The organism is Hymenobacter sp., assembly GCF_036387835.1.
GTDB lineage: Bacteria > Bacteroidota > Bacteroidia > Cytophagales > Hymenobacteraceae > Hymenobacter.
On sequence record NZ_DASVSY010000036.1, the window covers coordinates 33,597 to 49,930 of the forward strand.

Sequence of the window (16,334 nt, forward strand, 5' to 3'; positions counted from 1 at the left end):
TAGTTTAAGAAGCACAAGGATGATGGGCTTCTATAACAAAAAAGCCCAGCTGTTTAGCTGGGCTTTTTTGCTGGGGTGTAGCAAGGCAGCTACTGCCCTCCTACTCCCTTGCATACCTTATTTAGCCTCTTCCTTAACCAAAGAGTTGGCGTAGTTCACAATGAATGCCAGTTCGCGCGCAACCGTGAAGCTCAGTTGGTTTTGTTTGGCGTACTGCTCTAGCTGTTTGGCCTGGCCTCGAAACACATTTAGCAAGTCCTTTTTAGGACTGCGCAGCGCAATGACGTCGCCGGTGGGAGAGGCCAGAAAGAAGTCGTCCTTCATTTCGGTGTAGGTGCCCGCATAGCGGCCCGCGCCGTAGGGGTTGCCATAGCCGTAGCCGCCATACCCGTAAGGGCCGGAAGTGGGTACAGTGCGCTGCATCAAGGATTCGCGGCGCAGCAGCATCCGGGGCCCGTTGCTGAGTTGCTCGAAAAAAGCCGGCGACTTGAAGTCGCTGTAATCATTGCCGCGGTTCCAGCGGTAGGTCCGGAACACCCGCACCCGATTCAGGTCCGACTCTTCGGTGCGCCGGGAGCTATACATCGGGTTGCCGTAGTAGTAGCCGTTGCGGGCGTCATAAAAATTGTCGTAGTAGCTGGTGCCTCGGCGGCTGTCCCGGTTTTCGCCTTTCACGGCAAAGCTGTTGATTGCTACTGCCGAAAGCGTTGTAATGGTGCCATCGGGCTGGGCCATCATGAGCACGTCCTGGTCGCGGCGGAGCGTGACGGGGCCACGGAGCGTATCGCCGTTGGCGAGCAGAATGGTGCTGCCCGCGAATTGCTGAGTGAGTGCGGTTTGCTGGGCTCGGGCAGTACTGGCCACTGCCAGCAGCCCAACCAGAAAAGTAAAGGCAAAACGATAGGTGGTCATAGCAGCAGAAAGATAACCGAAAAAACGAGTGGCCGCCGTACTAGGAGCATCGTTTTTCAGGACCAGCCCGAAGCCAGTCCTCTTATCTGTCCTAACCGCTTACAGTGCCTGTGGGTTCACTGAAGGGCACTGCCAGCCGCCCGCCCAGCGCCAGCTTTAATCGGGCTTCAGCGGGCCACCCACGAAGATGGTATCGTTTTTCGCAGCCAGCTCTTTCCGGGCTTCCGGCCTTTGGTCGGGCATCTGACTTGCTATGCGGAAGTACTCTTCCATGTTACCGGCTGGCTGGTGCATCACCAGAAGGCGAGCCGGACCCTTGCTCGTTTTCACGAAGGCATGCTGCACGTTTCGCGGTACAAACAGCGTATCCCCGGTTTTCAGGCGCATGATTTCTTCGCCCATCTGAAACTTAAACTCCCCATCGAGCACGTAAAACCATTCGTCCATCTTACGATGCACGTGCAGGACGGGGCCTAGGTCGCCGCGCCGCAACGTATCGAAAATCACGCAGCGGCCTTCCGTATCCTTGCCCGACACTTTCACGGTGAAGGTGGCATCCAAAAACTCGAAAGGCTGGTTGGTCCGGTCAGTTCCATCCTTAACCACAAATCCTTTTTTGGGGGACTCGTCTGCCACCTCGTCGGCTAGCCGTGTGGCAATGGCGGAGGGGGCATAGGCCAGTGCTGGCGTTGCCAGGGATAGTTGAAGAAAGGAGCGTCTTTGCATGGTATCGTGGAAAAAGTAAGAAAGCCGAATATATATTTGCAAGGCCTTGATAACCAACTATATCACCCATATATGTGATACCATCAGCAGCCAACCAGCAGCCTGCCAACAAGCAAAAACACCCCGCACGAATACCGTGCGGGGTGCTTAATGACAATTTTCCGACAAGGATTTCTAAACTTCTAAAGCCGTATCCGGGCTCACGTGCGGCGCGTGGTTGTTGCTGAGAATAGTATGCCCAAGCTTGTCGCGCTTGGTGGCGAGGTAGCTTTGATTGTGCTCGTTGGGCTCGATTTCAATAGCCACCGACTCCACAATTTCGAGGCCGTAGCCAATCAGGCCCGTACGCTTGCGCGGGTTGTTGGACAGCAGGCGCATCTTGCTGATACCCAGGTCGCGCAGAATCTGGGCGCCCACCCCATAATCCCGCTCATCGACGCCGAAACCGAGTTCCACGTTGGCCTCCACCGTGTCGCGGCCTTGCTCCTGGAGCTTGTAAGCACGCAGCTTGTTGAGCAGCCCGATACCGCGGCCTTCCTGGTTCATGTACACCACCACGCCCCGGCCTTCGCGCTCGATCTGCTCCATGGCCTTGTGCAGTTGCGGGCCACAGTCGCAGCGGCAGCTCCCGAAAATGTCACCCGTGACGCAGGAGCTGTGCACGCGCACCAGCACGGGCTCCGACGTGGAAATATCGCCTTTCACCAAAGCCAGATGCTGCGCGCCGTTGGAGCTTTGGGTGAAGGAGTACAGGTCGAAGTCGCCCCACTGCGTGGGCATGCGCACTGAAATATCGCGCGAGATAAGGCTTTCCTTGGCCAGCCGATATTTGATCAGGTCCTGCACCGAAATCAGCTTCAGGTTCCACTTGGTAGCTACGGCGCGCAATTCGGGTAGGCGCGCCATTTCGCCATCCTCCCGCAGAATCTCCACCAGCACCCCGGCGGGCTCAAACCCAGCCAGGCGAGCTAAGTCTACGGCGGCCTCGGTGTGACCGGCCCGGCGCAGCACGCCTTCTTTGCGGGCTTTAAGCGGGAAAATATGCCCCGGCTTGCCGAGCTCCTCCGGTTTGGTTTCGGGGTCGATGAGGGCCAGAATAGTCTTGGAGCGGTCGGAGGCCGAAATACCGGTGGTGACACCGTTCTTCAGTAAATCAACGCTCACGGTAAAGGGAGTGGCGTGCAGGGCCGTGTTGCGGCCCACCATCAGTTCCAACCCCAACTCTTCGCACCGGTCTTCAATAAGCGGGGCGCACACAAGGCCCCGGCCGTGGGTGGCCATGAAATTGATAATCTCGGGCGTGGCGCAGCGAGCCGCACAAATAAAGTCGCCTTCATTTTCGCGGTCTTCGTCGTCTACCACCACTACCACCTTGCCCGCACGGATATCGGCAATGGCGTCTTCTATGGAATCAAGCATGAATCACGGATTTAAACGGATTATTCGGATTTCGCGGATTGTGGAAGTTGCCTTCCACGCGCGAGCCTAGCAGAACAACCACTAAGGAAGGCGCGAAGTTACAGGAGGTGAAGTTGTGAAATGGTGAGTTGATGAATTCAACTCACCGGGCGGCGCGGCCGTCGGGGCGACCCAGCTTTTTCAGTTGTGGTACCACTCTCGTTGCTAATGTCCGCTCGATGATGTGCAAGAGGACTTGTTCGATAGCAGGACCACAAACCTTCCGAGCAAGTCGTGGCACCACCTTGCGCCACCCGCACCGCCCGGCCAGTTAACTTCACCAACTCACCGTTTCACAACTTCACCTCTTACTCCTTCGCCAGCTCGGTGGCGCGTTGTTGGGCGGCTTTTATGCCATCGACCAAGGTATCGGCGAGGTGGCCGGCGCGGAAGGTGCGCAGGGCGGCTTCGGTGGTACCGCCTTTCGAGGCCACGGTGGCTATCAGTTGATCGAGGCTCTGGTCGGAATTGTTGAGTAGATGGAAAGCGCCGAGCATGGTCTGCTTCACCAGCAAACCAGCTACCGACTCGGAAAAGCCTAGCTCCTGCCCTGCCCGCATCATGGCTTGCACGATGTAGTAGAAATACGCCGGCCCGCTGCCGCTCACGGCCGTCACGGCGTCGAGGAGGCTTTCATCTTCCAGAAAGATAGAGCGGCCGGTGGCATTGAGCAGGTTCTCGACCTGATGCAGACGGCTGCGCTCCACTTCCGGCGCCGCCGAAAAACCCGTAATGCCCATGCCGAGCAAGGCGGGCGTGTTGGGCATGGCCCGCAATACCTGCTGATGACTCAGTTCCCGCTGCAAGCGCGCAATAGGAATACCAGCCATGATAGACACCACAATTTGCTGCGGCTGCAGCACTTGCCGCAAACCATCAGCAGCCCGCCCAAAGTCTTGGGGCTTCACGGCCAACAGCACAACGTCGTAGTCGGCTACGGCCGCGGAAACCAAGCCGGTTGGCAAGCCCGGCTGGCTGGTGTGCAGACGCTGGCAATGGGCGTCGTCGCGGCCTAATAGCAGCATATCGGTACGAGCGACGAGGTTATACTGCAGAAATGCTTTTGCAAAAGCCTGCCCCATATTCCCGCAGCCCAAAATGGCAATGCGTAGGTTGTTATTCATTTCGAGTGCAAATTTTTCTAGCTCATCAATTCCTTTGCTGAGCCACGGCAAGTCCGAGCGGGCCGACAGAAGCCTACCAGTTCTTGGCGCAGAGGCAGTAGCGACATCAATGATAAGACGAAACCGGCACTCTAGTATGCAACAGTGCCCATAACTCACTGCGGAGCTATGGGCACGGAAGGTAGCAGTAGCAATAGCGCAGGATATCCTGCAAGCTTACCCTAGCTTACTTATTCAAGCTGAACTGCGCTTCAAGCAAGTTGGAAAGCACCGGAATCCGAACGAACATCAGCGTCACCAGCAGCAGGCAGAACAACACTACGTAGGTCATGAACCACTTACGGGTGTAGAGCTTTTCGGAGCCTTGCACGGGCGAGTTCTCCAGCAAGCCGATCTTCAGGTACCAGGCGAAAAGCAAAGCGAAGAAAGGAAAGCTTAGCAACAGCTCGATACGGTTTTTGATCAGGAAGATGCCCAGGAAAAACGCCGAGGTGAGGGCGTAAAAAAACATGGAAATCAGCAGGCTGTTCTCGGTGTAGAACTGGAACGAGCGACGATATAAACCGGCCAGCTCGGGGTTTTTGATCAGGCGATACTCAGCGAAGCGCTTGGTAGCCATCAGGTACGCCCCACCCATCCAGTAGGCGATAATGATGCTAGAAGGAGGCAAGCTGTGGAAGAACGAAGCGCCGTTGAGTGTAGCCGCAGTAAGAGCGGGCGCCACAATAAACCAGCCCAGCATGAAGCGGATAGGGTTGTTAACCGACTCCGACAACACATCAAGATAGACCCGCTCTTTGGTACGGAACGGACGCACGTTGTAAATCACGCCCATCACCAGCAGGAAGATGGAAATCAGCAGGAACTGGAGGCTGATCTGGTAGGCCAGGATAAAACCAACAGCGCCCAACAGGAACCACTCCGTGTAAACCAGCACCGGGTTAACCACCCGTACCACGGAGGTACGCTGCTTTTTCAGGGGGTGAAACTTATCGAACTCAGCATCAAGGTACTCGTTGATAACATAGTTAGCGGAAGCTACCAAGCAAGTGCTGATCAGGCCAATCACCAGCTTAACAAATAGCGCCGTATCGAGCGGCACCCGGTAAATGATGAGCGCGAAAAGTACGCCGGGCATCATAAACACGTTTTTAACCCAGTTGTCGGGCCGGGCAATGGCAATGTAGTCAGCTATACCAGCTGGCACCCGAGTCACAAGTGAATCATCGGCTTGCAAAGCCTCATGCGAGGCAGAAATAGACGCTTTATCCATGGGCTGGAGTCGTTAAAGTGGCGACGAGTTGATTTTCTAGTTGTTTGTAGAAGGTGAATTGATCATAGGGCTGCTTGTCGACAATCAGACAAGGCATACCGGCGCGCTCAGCGCAAACGCCGTCGAGTTCAGGTCGGTCGCCAATAAATAGACACTCGCTGGGCGAGAGCCCTAATTGGGCAGTGAGGTAGAGTAAGCCCTGGGGGGCAGGCTTAAGATGGTTGATATGGGGGTCGGTAGAGCTGACGACGATATCGGCAGCCAGATCCATGGCAGCAAGCTTCTCCTGGGCGGGGTAGTCGGAGTAGATGCCGATGGTAATACCACGTTGGCGCAGAGTGGTAAAAAAAGAATGCGCCCCGGGGTATACGCAACTTATCAAATATTTGTTGGGATGGTTGAACATCCAGTAGTCAACTACGCGCTTAACTTTTTCGAGCGGGTAGCCGCCACCGTCGGCGCACCAAGTGTACTGAGCATTTTCTAAATCGGGTATGGCCTGGCCGGGACGCTTCTCCCGCTCAGCCCGAAACCGTTGCAAAATCCGCATTTCCTGCAGCCGCCAGGGCCGAAGAGCGTAGTAGCCCAGCAGGTCAAAGAGCATTTTCGAGCGCAGCCGTGACTGGGTGTACAGCGTACCGTCTACATCAAAAATTACTGCCCTTACTTTTTCCCAATCAACTTTTGCGGTTGACGACATTATTCCGTTTTAAAGCTCGTTGTGACTAACTGCAAGAGTAGCATAGGAATTGCATTTTTTCCACTTAGATCATAATTTTCACTTCGAGATTTAAGTACAATTCTATATAAATTTACTTACCATAAAGTATTAATCCTAATTAATGGCGAAATATTATAATCAAGCCCATCCTTATAGGATGTTCTTTATACATTTTAGTTTACGCTCTTTTTTCGGATACCAATACCAACAATCCACCATGTGCAATGCATTGCCCAGCCGAGCTACACCAACATAAATATGTCATTACATCCTGCATTCAGGCTTTTCTATTTTTTGACCTGGTACTGGCTAGCCCCGCATGCACTTCACTCATTGCCTATGGCTAGCTGGATTTCAATCGATTGCGGTTTAAAGGTTAACTGCACCGTATCAGCCAAGATATTTTCGCTGCTTTAAGTGGTAAAACTGTTCACTTGAGTGGTACTGACCGGCGCAATATGCTTTTTCCTTTCCCTCTCCAGCCCTATTTTCGTGATTTGTACTTATAAGTGATTGTTGCTTACCTGAAATAAAGCGCATCTTGAATTTGTATGGGCGCAGCCAACACGAGGCAACTGGTTTCATGCCACTTACTTGAATTCAAACAGCCTTACACATATGCGCCTTTTCTGCTGATACTGAAGCAGCTACTACAGTTCTTGAAGCCAGAAAAAAGTTTGCCCGAACATCTTTGAGTGAACCAGCCATTCCTTCATGCGAGACGAAGCGTCACTTTTCAGCTAGCTTTCACTTCTTCGAACAACGCCTCAAGTTGAGTGGCAGAGGCTTCCCAATCATAATACTCCTGCACGAATAGGCGGCCGTGCGTTGCTAAGTGAGTGGCTTTCGTGGCATCGGTCAACAAGGAGGTGATGCAGTCGGCCAGCTCCGCGGTCGATTCCCCAACCAGTATATCCTGCCCTAGACGGCCATGCAGGGCATTATTGGCTAAGGGAGTAGTTACGCAAGGCAATTCCATGGCCATGGCTTCTAGTAGCTTGTTCTGCAAGCCCGTCCCGACCCGCATCGGCGCCACAAACACGCGGGCGGCCGCATAGGCATCCCGAATATCATCGATCCACCCACTAACCGTAACCGCCTCCGACGCCAAGGCCAAAACCCGCGGGGCCGGTGTGGTGCCGGCAATCAGCAACCGCGCCGACGGGTGCGTACGCCGGACCAAAGGCAGAATCTCGAGGGCCAGAAACTCAACGGCATCCACATTCGGATGATAGCTCATGTTGCCGCAAAACAGCATGTCGTGCGTTTTGGCAGCAGCATGAGGCTGAAAGAAATCAGTGTCGATTCCGTTGCGCACAATGCCAATTTCGTCGCGCCGAGGGTGTTCGATGAGTTGGCGGTCTTGCTCGGAAATGATGGTGTGGCACTGAAACCAATCGAAAGCAGCGGCCTCGTACGTTAGTAGGCGCCGGCCTTCGTGGCTGTACACTTTGCTTTCAAGCCAGGAACTCTGCTCGGCGCGGCGCAGCATGCCCGTCGAAAACACATCCATGTAATCCAGCGTCATGGGCAAGCGGCCGGCGTAAGCCCGCACGTAATGCGCCATCCGAACAAGCTGACAATAGACATGATCGGGCTGAAAGTCGCTAATCAGCGCGTCGAGCCGCCGTTGCACGCGGGCATCGTAGAAGTAGCCTACTTGTAGCGGCAGGGCCCGGAGCAGAGCCAGGGCCATGTTAGCCGCAATGCCTGGCCGGTGCAGACGGTGCACGTGCAGGCCGCCCCCGCACAACGGCCGCACCGCCGCGTAGCCAGCCGCCGGCACGTCTTCATCGGAAAGGCAGAACAGGCAGATTTCGTGGTGGCGGGCCAGGTAACGGAGCTGATGGTAGGCCCGCAGTTTGTCGCCCTTGTCGAGAGGAAACGGAAAGCGCGACAAAAGAACAAGAAGCTTCATAGCCGGCAAACTTACGCCGTTTCAACCCGGCGCTGCTGCACCACGCTGTATAAATCCAGAAAACGCTCTACCACCCGGCAATTATCGTAGAGGCGCACAATGGTGCGAGCGGCTTCTTGCCCGATCAGGTTGGCGGGTAGCTGGCCGTGGTAGTAGCGCCCAATGGCTTCCACCCAGGCGGCCGGCGTGTCGCGCAGCACAATGTCGTGCTCGTCGCGGACGTGGATGCCTTCAGCGCCGAGCGTGGTGCTCAGAATGCATTTGCCAAGGGCCATGCCTTCGATGATTTTGACGCGCATCCCGCCTCCGCTCAGCAACGGCACCAACATCACCTCGTACTGCTGCATGAAGCGCTGGGCCGACTCGACAAAGCCATGCACGACCACGTTGGGCAACTGTAGCTCCCGAAACCGGGCCGGCATTTCCTTGCCCGCTAAGTGCAGCTCCAGCTTCGGGTACTGGGCATGTACCTGCGGCCAGATTTCGGCTAGAAACCAATCCAGGCCTTCCTGATTAGGCAGCCAGTTCAAGGTGCCAATCAGGAACAGGGTATGTGGTTTGGGTTGGATGGCTGGATCAAGCTGAAACCGCTCTAGTTGTACTCCGGCCGGCACAAACACCACGGGCTCCCGGCAGCCCAACTTGCGCAGCCGCTGCTGGTCGGGCTCAGTAATGGCGGCTACGGCATCAAAGCGCGGCAGATAGTGCTGCTCGAACTGCTGCATCCGACCGGCCAAATGACGCAGGTAGATTTTTTTCAGTGGGTTTCGCTCCCGCCGGGTTAGCATCTGCCAGATGGTGTACTCCACGTTGTGGGCCCGCACCACCACCGGTATGCCGGGGGCCACGCGCCGCACCACTTCTTCGTACCAGGCCACGAACGTGCCTTCCAGCTGAACCACATCCACCGTTTGCGCGCGCAAAATTTCGGAGAGCTGCTCAGCCGCGTCCTCGCTCACGAAGCGTTCCACGTTGTAGGGAAGCCGGCTTGCCACTAGGTTGCGCAAGGCCTTTATGGGTGAGAGGCGCGTATCCACGTCCACGGTCACGAGGCGCAGGTTCGGGCCAAGGTGCGCCAGTGCATCGGCGGGTTGGCGGTGCTTGGGCGTGTTCAGGGCCAGCATCGTAACGCGGTGCCCGGCCCGAATCAGGCCCGCGGCCACGTCGTACATGGCAATAGCGCCCCCGTCGGTGGGTGGGAAAGGCACGCGCGGACAAACTTGCAGAATATGCACGTTAGGAAAGGGTGGATTGGGTTGGCAAAGCTACAAAGAACGGGCGGGCGACAAAGTCAGCCATAGCACCGGCCACTGCTAGCAGTGGCCGGGCCCCTCAGCCAGGTGCTACTTCAAGCAACTTGCCATCTACGCCCGAAACAGCTTTACCAGCGCGTTTATTTGCTCATCGGTGCCCAAAAACAAAAGCACGTCGCCGGGGACGGGAACGGTGTCGGCGCTGGGGCTGACTTGCAGCTCGCCGTCGTGGTGCTTAAGGCCGATGACGGTGGCGCCGGTGCGGGAGCGGATATCCAGCTCGCGGATGCTGCGGGCGCGCCACTCGTAGCGCAGCTCCTCGGGGCGCATTTCTTCGAGCCGGAGCTTGTGAGGCCCGAGGCCGGAAATCATATCCAGAAACCGAATGACTTCGGGGCGCATGACCAGGTTGGCCATATGAGAGCCGCCGATTTCGTCGGGCATCACCACCGAGTCGGCACCGGCGCGGAGCAGCTTGTGCTCACTGGTTTTGAGGCTGGCGCGGGCAATAATTTTGATAGCCGGGTTTAGTTCGCGGGCGGTGAGGGCTACGAATACGTTGTCGGCGTCTTTGGGCAGGGCCGTGATGAGGGCACGGGCCCGGGCCACCCCGGCGGCGCGCAAGGTGTCGTCGGCGGTGGCATCGCCAAATACAGCCAGGATGGTGCCGTCGTGGGACTCGCTGGCGGCTTTCAGTAGCGTTTCGTCTTGCTCCACAATCACCACCTTGGCACCGCTGGCCCGCAGCTCGTGGTAGGCCTTGCTGCCATTGCGGCCAAAGCCGCACACAATCACATGGTCTTTGAAGCCACGAATTTCTTGGTCGTTCCGAAGCATATTGAACATGTTACGCAGCTCGCCGTCGAAAATGTAGGTGGTCAGTACCGACAAGAGGTAGGCCACGACGAGCAGGTTAAAGAAAATGTAGAACGAAACAAACAGCCGCCCCCCCGGCGACAAAGGGTGCAGTTCGCCGAAACCAACCGTAGAAATGGTAATCATGGTCATGTAGAAAGCATCAGCCAAGCTGAAGTCCTCAATCACCATAAACCCCGCAATGCCGGTACCAAAGCTGCCGATGGTGAGTAGCACCGCCAGCAAAAATCGGCTTAGGTTAAGGCGCTTCCACATAAGTCAAATCATTTAACAAGTAACATTTATCATTTAACAGTTTGAGGAAGACAGAATAAATTGATTTCCTTGAAACGTACCAGCGCCAACTCGTTTGTCAATTCACGTACAGCACAGCAGGATAGCAATTGAGGCTGTTTAGGAAGTCGCCCATAACACGATGGAACGTCATGCTTGATCTGGCGTCCGCTTGTCGAAGCATGACGTTCCATCGTGTTATGGGCGACTTCCTAAACAGCTTCATTGTTAAATGTTAATTGACAACTGTTAACTGTTAAGACTTACGCACCGCGGGAAAGCACGGTACCGAGCAGCCGGGCCAACTCGTTGTCCATTTGCTTGAGAGCCCGGATGGTTTGCAGGTGCTCCATCATGGTGGCATCATCGAGCGGATGGCGCAGCGCTTCGAGGCGGACCGATAATTCCCGCTCCACGTTCACTTTATTGAGGCGCAGAATGGCGTTGTCGCAGGCTACCTGGATGAGGTCCAGCTCGCGGGGCACGTGAATCTGGTGGGTGGTCCAGTTGGGGCTTAGCTCGTAGCGCTCGGTGGCCAGCTCGGCCACCAGCGCCCGAATGTCGGAGCGGCTGTGCTGGATGAGGGTCCGGATTTCCGGCCAGCGGCCCTGCGTCAGCTCCTCGCGGCACAAGTGCAAAAGGTCGGCGTAGATACTGGTTTTGAACGGCGTATCATCGAGCTGCCCGAACAGGTATTGCGCCACGCTGACTTCCGGGGCCAGCGGCTGCGCCGAATACAGCAGCAGCAGCCGCACCACTTCCCGCTCGCACTGCTCCTGCACATCAGGTATGGGCTCGAGGTCCTCGCGGGTGAGATTTTGCAAGTCGCCGCCGCCGCCCATCAGGTCTTCCGGCGAGGCGCCGTACATCAGGGCTTCCGCTTCTTCCTCGGGGCTCATGGGCCGCGCAGCCGGGCGAGCCGGGGCGGTTTGGCCGGTGGCCGAGGCGCCGCCTGGTCGAGGCTTCTGCACATCCAAGCCGGGGAGGCTGGCCGGCGACTTAGCTGTTTGCCGGGCAATCTTGTTGTACTCGGTGATAAGTACTTGCTCGTCGATGCCAAACGTCTGCGAGGTCTGCTGCAAAAACACCTGCCGCTTGATCGGGTCGGGCACTTTGGCAATGCTTTGCAGCACCTCCCGGATGGCCTCGGCTTTCTTCACCGGGTCCTGCGCCGCTTCGCGGGAAACCAGGTCGGTTTTGAACTGGATGAAGTCCTGGCTGGCTTGGTCCAGGTGCTCCTTGAACTTCTGGTCACCAACTTTGCGGATGTAGCTGTCGGGGTCGTCGCCGTCGGGGAACAGCACGACGCGCACGTTCAGGCCGCCTTCGAGCAGCATATCAATCCCGCGCAACGAGGCCCGGATACCGGCCGCGTCGCCGTCGTAGAGCACGGTTACGTTGTCGGAGTAGCGCTTGATGAGGCGGATCTGGCCGTCGGTGAGCGAGGTACCCGACGAGGCCACCACGTTCTTGATGCCGCCCTGGTGCAAGCTCAGCACGTCGAGGTAGCCTTCTACCAGGTAGCACTGCTCTTCGGTCCGGATGGCCTGCCGGGCGTGGTAGAGCCCATACAACACATCCGACTTGTGGTAGATTTCCGACTCCGGGGAGTTCAGATACTTGGCGGTTTTGTCGTTGGGCTTGAGCGTGCGCGCGCCAAAGCCAATTACGCGGCCCGAGATGTTGTGAATGGGGAACATCACGCGGCCCCGGAAACGGTCGTAGCGGCGACCGGTATCTTGGCCGTTATCGTCTTCGCGTCGCACTACGAGGCCGGTTTTTTCCAGGTACTTCAACTCGAAGCCCGCCGCCGTAGCCGATTTCAGTAAATCGTCCCACTGATCAAGCGAGTAGCCTAGCTCGAAGGTGGCAATGGTGGTTTGGTTGAGGCCGCGTTGGCGCAGGTAGCTCCACCCAATGCTCTGGCCTTCCTCGTTGTTTAACAGCAGCTTGTGGTAGTGGTCCTTAGCCCAATTCGAGACGATAAACTGCGAGTCCTTTTCGTTTTGGGCGAGCTGCTGCTCGGGTGTCTTCTCTTCTTCCTGAACCTCGATGCCGTACTTCTTAGCCAGGTACTTCAGGGCCTCCACATAGCTGGTGCCCTCGATATCCATGATGAACTGCACCACCCCGCCCGCCTTGCCGCACCCAAAGCACTTATAGAGTCCCTTGGCCGGCGCCACCGAAAAGCTCGGCGACTTTTCGTGGTGAAACGGGCAGCAGGCCCACATGTTCTGACCCTTGCGCTTCAAGCTCACGAAGTCGCCCACCACCTCCACAATGTCGGCGTGGTGAATTATTTGATCGACTAGTTCTTTGGGAATCCGGGCCATACTAGCCGCAAAGGTAGGCAGGAAACGAGGCCAAGTAACGTCTCGCCGAGACGCGTATTCACGACTACCTCCCGAACGATAATCGTGGGGACGGCGCCAAAATCAAGAAACCGGAACACGCATCTTCACACCAAAGGACCGACTTCTAATAATTCTGGCTGGCGGTAGTTTCGGGGATGATGACCACGTAGTCGTAGCCTAGAATAGTGGCTTGCAGCTTCTGGTCGGCAACGGGCATGCCATTGTAGAGCATGGCCCGGCGCAACGGCCGCAGATCAAACACCTGCCAGGCGGCCCCGGCGGGCGTAGCGGCCACAAACGGCTTAACCATAGCTTCGTCGGCAGCAGCGTAATTAGTAGCGTTTTTACTGAAGTCCACCGGATTCTGGCCGGTTACTTTCTTGCCCTGCTTGCCCATTATAAATATGTGCAGGGTTTTTTGGTCGTGCGCGTCGGCTAGGTTCACGGCCAGGTTGCCCACGTCGTAGATGTCGCCCCAGATGCTGCGGCCCCGGCCCAGGTGGTAGGCCCCGAACTTGAAGAGCATGGGCGGCAAGGGCTGCCCGGCCTGCTGGTAGGGCTGCAACTCGGCCAGCAGGTTGCGCTTCATCAGGTTGATGCGCGCCTGCTGGCCGCCAGGCTTACCAGCGGCGTTGGTTTTAAAGATATTCGCGCTGGCCTCCAGGTCCTGCAACAGTTGGCGCACGGCTAGCGGCTCCGTGGTCGTCATTTTCCGCAAACTATCGAGCAGCGTGGTGCGGATACCGTTGATGGTAATGCCGCCGTAGTTACCGGCCACCAGCGCGGCCCGGTCGTGGGCCTGAATGGCGGCGGCTTGCTGGCGCAGGAAGGCCCGGGTGGTTTTGCTTTTCACTTGGTCGGCCATCAGCGTCAGGGTGCGGCCCGTGGCGGTAAAGCCTACCTGCTCTACGCCCACCAGCGTTGTATTCTGCGCCCGCAATGCCCGCGCCAGCTCAAACTCTTCCACCCAGCTGTAGAACGACAAGTACATTGGGTGCTGCTGCAAAAACGCCGTGGGCAAACCCGGCTGAGCCGTCAGGCGGGTTAGGTCCTGAGCCTGATACTTGTCGATTTCGGCAACGTACACCTTCGGTTTCAACACCTGCGCAACTGCCTGCGTAAAAGCCGGTATCTGAGTTATACCGTGGTCTTCGCCCACCAGCACCAAGGCGCTTTTCTGGATGTCTTGCCGCAGTTTCTCCCAACCAGGCCCACTGCATTGCGTACCTGTTTGCGTGAGCGGCAACTGATTTTGACGAAGCAGCCGCGCAAAAGCGGTATCGGTAGGAGCCTGCGCGTGCGCGGCGGTGCCAAAGGTAACCAGAGCTAGCAGTAGTGACCCGACACCGCGCGAAAAGCGGTACCGCAAGGAAGAAGCCGACATACAGGGCGTATACAGGGAAGTAGCAGAAAGCACGCAAGATAGATAGTGTCCATCAAATCCGCCCAAGGGTATTGTGCCACTAGAATCCCAATCCACCCAACTTCCACCCATGTTTCCGGGTTATCTTTGCACTTCGATTCGCATTTTCCGACTTTCTATATGGCAATTACCCAAGAAGACGTCCTCAAGGCCCTGAGCTACGTGGAAGAGCCCGATTTGGGCCAGGACCTCGTCACGCTCAACATGATTGAGGACGTGCAGATCAACGGCAAAGCGGTGTCGTTTACGGTCGTGCTGACCACCCCCGCCTGCCCTCTCAAAGAACTGATCCACAACGCCTGCGTCCGCGCCATCCATACCATGGTCGACAAGGACGCCGACGTTGAAATCAAGATGACCTCGCGCGTGACCACCATGCGCCAGAACCGCGACATCCTGCCCGGCGTGCGCAATATTATTGCCATTGCCTCGGGCAAAGGCGGCGTAGGCAAGAGCACCGTTACGGCCAACCTGGCCATTGCGCTAGCCAAGACCGGCGCCAAAGTTGGTTTGGTTGATGCCGATATTTCCGGGCCTAGCATGCCGCTGATGTTCGGCGTGGAAGATGCCCGCCCGCACGTGTTCCGCACCCCCGACGGCCGCAACCAGATTCAGCCCATCGAGGCGCACGGCGTCAAGATTATGAGCATCGGCTTCCTGGCGCCGGCCGAAAGCGCCATCGTGTGGCGCGGCCCCATGGCCTCGTCGGCCCTCAAGCAGTTCATTACCGAGGTGGATTGGGGTGAGCTAGACTACCTGCTCCTCGACATGCCCCCCGGCACCTCCGATATTCACCTGACTATGGTGCAAACCGTGCCCGTCACGGGTTCAGTTATCGTGACCACGCCGCAGAAGGTGGCCCTGGCGGATGCCGAGAAAGGTTTGCAGATGTTCCGTTTGCCGCAAATCAACGTGCCAGTGCTTGGCATTGTGGAGAATATGGCCTGGTTCACGCCCGCCGAGCTGCCCGACCACAAGTACTTTATCTTCGGGCAAGGCGGCGGCACCTCCCTGGCCGAAAAGCACCAAGTGCCCCTGCTCGGCCAGATTCCGCTGGTACAAAGCATCCGCGAAAACGGCGACCAAGGCACCCCCGCCATCCTCGAAACTGGTACCCCCGCCGCTGCTGTATTCGGCCAGCTAGCCGAGGAACTAGCCCGGCAAGTGTCCATCCGCAACGCCATAGCGCCGAAAACCAATATCGTCGAAATGAATAGCTGATTCTTGCCGATTAACCCTGATTGCGCTGATTTCGGTGGAGCTTACCGGTTCGATTACGGTGGTTCTGTCTGTGTCTACTTTGTTCAAGAACTAATCAATGATTGAAAACCAACAATAGCTGGTTGTAGCATCGCTACTTATTGGTGGCGGTTGCTGCTGGTTTTTGCCAGCTTTTGTTTGCGTTTTGTCTCTGCTGACGTTGCAATGAACTTCTCTTTCCGGCTGTTGTTGAATGAAGTTAACAGGTAGATGTAGCCGACAGATGCCGTATCTTTGCCTTACTTTCGTGCTACCGCCCCCAAACCCTGACCGCCGAAATCAGCGAAATCACGGTTAATCAGCGAAAATCAGCGATTTATGACACATTCCGCCGCCGTAGAAGACCACCCCCTCCTTTCGCGTATTGAATTGGCGCTGGACAGCATCCGCCCATACCTGGCGGCTGACGGCGGCAACGTGCGCGTCTTGGAAATCACCGACGATATGGTGTTGCGCCTGGAACTGCTCGGAGCCTGCGGTACCTGCCCCATGTCGCCGATGACGCTCAAAGCCGGCGTAGAAGAGTCGGTTAAAAAAGCCGTTCCTGAAATCCGTTCCGTGGAAGCTATCAACATCACCCCCATGACCGAACAGCCCGCTGGCCAAGTCCGCTAGGCTATTTCTTTAGATTCTAAAAGAAGCCCCGCTCCTACCGATTTTCGGTGGTAGCGGGGCTTCTTAGGTTTGGGACGTCACGAACAGGGCTTGGCGCAGGCGGGGATTTAGAAATTCGTCTGCTTGTGCCTGCACGAAGGATGAATTG

General features: G+C 56.7%; 13 protein-coding genes. 2 read left to right on the forward strand and 11 right to left on the reverse strand.

All coding sequences use genetic code 11. The annotated features are described in order from the left end of the window. Positions 1 to 117 precede the first annotated feature (117 nt). The 11 genes from VF639_RS06880 to VF639_RS06930 form a co-directional block, all read right to left on the reverse strand. Complete coding sequence (locus VF639_RS06880; RefSeq protein WP_331145153.1) at positions 118 to 912, reverse strand: hypothetical protein; 795 nt, start codon at positions 910 to 912, stop codon at positions 118 to 120. A gap of 156 nt (positions 913 to 1,068) precedes the next feature. Beyond that, positions 1,069 to 1,638 (reverse strand): cupin domain-containing protein, encoded by a 570-nt coding sequence (locus VF639_RS06885; RefSeq protein ID WP_331145154.1) that lies wholly within the window; start codon positions 1,636 to 1,638, stop codon positions 1,069 to 1,071. 174 nt (positions 1,639 to 1,812) lie between these two features. Beyond that, positions 1,813 to 3,057, reverse strand: coding sequence for a bifunctional 3,4-dihydroxy-2-butanone-4-phosphate synthase/GTP cyclohydrolase II (locus VF639_RS06890; protein ID WP_331145155.1), 1,245 nt, complete (start codon positions 3,055 to 3,057; stop codon positions 1,813 to 1,815). A gap of 347 nt (positions 3,058 to 3,404) precedes the next feature. Then, positions 3,405 to 4,220 (reverse strand): pyrroline-5-carboxylate reductase, encoded by an 816-nt coding sequence (proC, locus tag VF639_RS06895; RefSeq protein ID WP_331145156.1) that lies wholly within the window; start codon positions 4,218 to 4,220, stop codon positions 3,405 to 3,407. Positions 4,221 to 4,446: 226 nt separating this feature from the next. Further along, on the reverse strand, positions 4,447 to 5,493 hold the full coding sequence (locus VF639_RS06900) for a UbiA family prenyltransferase (RefSeq protein WP_331145157.1): 1,047 nt from the start codon (positions 5,491 to 5,493) through the stop codon (positions 4,447 to 4,449). Further along, complete coding sequence (locus VF639_RS06905) at positions 5,486 to 6,193, reverse strand: HAD family hydrolase (protein WP_331145158.1); 708 nt, start codon at positions 6,191 to 6,193, stop codon at positions 5,486 to 5,488. Before VF639_RS06905 ends, VF639_RS06900 begins: the two co-directional genes overlap by 8 nt. 757 nt (positions 6,194 to 6,950) lie before the next feature. Beyond that, on the reverse strand, positions 6,951 to 8,132 hold the full coding sequence (locus VF639_RS06910) for a glycosyltransferase (RefSeq protein ID WP_331145159.1): 1,182 nt from the start codon (positions 8,130 to 8,132) through the stop codon (positions 6,951 to 6,953). A gap of 11 nt (positions 8,133 to 8,143) precedes the next feature. Next, positions 8,144 to 9,367 carry a glycosyltransferase family 4 protein gene (locus tag VF639_RS06915; protein WP_331145160.1) on the reverse strand — a complete coding sequence of 408 codons (1,224 nt, stop codon included), beginning with the start codon at positions 9,365 to 9,367 and terminating at the stop codon, positions 8,144 to 8,146. A gap of 129 nt (positions 9,368 to 9,496) precedes the next feature. Continuing rightward, entirely contained in the window at positions 9,497 to 10,516 is a 1,020-nt protein-coding gene (locus tag VF639_RS06920; RefSeq protein ID WP_331145161.1) for a potassium channel family protein, read from the reverse strand. 281 nt (positions 10,517 to 10,797) lie between these two features. Next, a complete protein-coding gene (dnaG, locus tag VF639_RS06925; RefSeq protein ID WP_331145162.1) occupies positions 10,798 to 12,867 on the reverse strand; it encodes a DNA primase in 2,070 nt (689 codons plus the stop codon). A gap of 145 nt (positions 12,868 to 13,012) precedes the next feature. Then, positions 13,013 to 14,272 (reverse strand): hypothetical protein, encoded by a 1,260-nt coding sequence (locus VF639_RS06930; protein WP_331145163.1) that lies wholly within the window; start codon positions 14,270 to 14,272, stop codon positions 13,013 to 13,015. A 159-nt stretch (positions 14,273 to 14,431) separates the two neighbouring features. Between VF639_RS06930 and VF639_RS06935 the strand changes: the two genes are divergently transcribed. Further along, positions 14,432 to 15,532 carry an Mrp/NBP35 family ATP-binding protein gene (locus VF639_RS06935; protein ID WP_331145164.1) on the forward strand — a complete coding sequence of 367 codons (1,101 nt, stop codon included), beginning with the start codon at positions 14,432 to 14,434 and terminating at the stop codon, positions 15,530 to 15,532. Positions 15,533 to 15,889: 357 nt separating this feature from the next. Beyond that, entirely contained in the window at positions 15,890 to 16,186 is a 297-nt protein-coding gene (locus tag VF639_RS06940) for a NifU family protein (protein WP_331145165.1), read from the forward strand. The last annotated feature ends 148 nt before the right edge of the window (positions 16,187 to 16,334 follow it).